This is a genomic window from Desulfuromonas sp. (assembly GCA_002869615.1).
Taxonomy (GTDB): domain Bacteria; phylum Desulfobacterota; class Desulfuromonadia; order Desulfuromonadales; family UBA2294; genus BM707.
The window spans coordinates 1-2,069 of record PKUH01000093.1 but is presented as its reverse complement, the minus strand read 5'-3'; the positions used below and the strand labels follow the sequence as shown (position 1 = coordinate 2,069).

Below are 2,069 nucleotides of genomic sequence, written 5' to 3'. Positions count from 1 at the left end.
TCGGTCACCCAGGAAGGGCTGACCCTCGAGATCGAGAAGGCGAAGAAGGCCGGCAACAAGGTTCAGGCGAAGGCGCTGGAGACCGACCTCATGGTTCTCCAAAGGATGGAAGAAGAATCGGCCCGTTTTGGTGCCGCCGTCGGCCTCGATTCGGCCTCGACCTTCGAGTGTATTGTCGACCGCGACCGCCACTACTTCATGGAGGTCAATACCCGGATCCAGGTTGAGCATCGGGTTTCCGAGCTCTGCTACAGCCTGAAGTTCACCAACCCGAAGGATCCGAAGGATTTCTTTATCGTCGAATCGCTGGTTGAAGCGATGGCGCTGCTGGCGCGGCACAAGGAGCGCTTGCCGAAGCCGGAGCGGATTCCCCGTTTCGGTGCCGGTGCCGAGGCCCGTCTCAACGCAACCGATGACTCCCTGTCGCCGAATGCCGGCGGCGTCATCCGCTACTGGTCGGAACCGCTCGAAGGCGAAATCCGCGACGACCAGGGAATCTGCCAGAAAAATCCGGATACCGGCCTGTTCATGAAGTACAATGTCGCCGGGGCCTACGATTCGAATATTGCCCTGTTGCTTACCAAAGGCGAGGATCGTCTCGACAGCTACAATTATCTCTCCACGGTCATTTGCAATACCAAGATTCGCGGCACCAACCTGGCGACCAACCTCGATTTCCACTACGGGCTGGTCAACTGGTTTATCGGTCGCAACGTCATGGCCAAGCCGACGACCCGTTTCGTTGTGCCGTACCTGACCCTGGTCGGTCTGCTCAAGGAAGAAGCGAACAAGCTCGATCCGGTTTTTGCCTTCCTGCAGATGAAAAAGCACTACGCCAAGCTTGCCGACGGTGATTCCGAGCTCAGCAAAACCTACTCGGAACTGCTTGATCGCAAAGGCACCCTGCTCACCCGGCCAATGGAAATGCTGCTGAAAAATCCGCACATGCTCTCCGGCTGGTTGTCGATCAACCAGAAGAATTTCGAGGTCAAGAACGGCAAGGTTGTCTGGCTGCGCAACCCGATGGTTGTCATTGGTGAGACCTATGAGTTTCTCAATATGGCTTACCGGGAAGGCGAGCCGGCTGCCGAAGTCATCTGGAGCCATGACAACGAGCTTCTGCAGAAGGCGCTCAGCTTCTACGAAGATCTGCGTGGCAAGCTCGGCCTGGAGAAAGAAGATTACTTCAAGCTCAATGAGATGCTGCAGAACGAAAAGGCGCCGAAGGGCTTCAAGGCCGACATCTGGGAACAGATTCGCGCCGCTCATACCGGTTTCGAAGCCGGTATGGAGCTGTTCGGAATGATCTTCCTGATCGCCGAGAAGGTCAAATTCTGGGAGATGAAGGTCGAGGAAGATCTCGAGGTTACGATCCCCGACTACCTGACCGATCCCGATCTGCAGGCCCGGGTCAAGAAGATCCTGGTACCGCCGCCGGCGACCAAGGCCGATGAAGTCGTTGCCCCGTGCGGCGGGATGTATTATGGCCAGGAAGCGCCGGGGCTGCCGCCGTTCGTCACCGAAGGGATGCACTTCGAGAAAGATCAGCCGCTGTTCATCATCGAGGTCATGAAAATGTTCAACAAGGTTCCGGCGCCGTTTGCCGGTACGATCGACAAGATCCTGATCGAAGGGAGTGACGGCGTGATTGTGCAGAAGGGCCAGCCGCTGTTCAAGGTCTCACCCGACGAAAAACTGGTCGATGTCGATCCGGCCGAAGTCGAGCGCGTCCGCCGCGAAACCACCAGCGAATATCTCGGCGCGGTTCTTTAATCGAAGCATACTGTAGTCAATAAAAAGGGGACGGAATTTTATTCCGTCCCCTTTTTTTGTTCATCGTGTTTTATCGGGAATAGATGGTGCGCACCCCTAATACCGCCAGACTTTTCCAATCGTACCATGAAAGCATAATTCCAGTTCGCCGGTATCGCCCGGCGGTCTTACATGGGGCCCCGGTAGAAAACCAACTGGTTGTCATTCCCGACTCCGATCGCCTGTCCTGAGTTATCTTGTACTGAGCTCGCCGAAGTAGCCGAAGGGGGAATCCATTGATGATTTTGACTTACCCC

1 protein-coding gene is annotated in these 2,069 nt (G+C 56.0%); it reads left to right on the top strand.

All coding sequences use genetic code 11. The features are described from left to right. A partial coding sequence (locus C0623_09295; GenBank protein PLX99499.1) for a biotin carboxylase occupies positions 1-1,773 on the top strand: 1,773 nt, incomplete at its 5' end. Positions 1,774-2,069 lie beyond the last annotated feature (296 nt).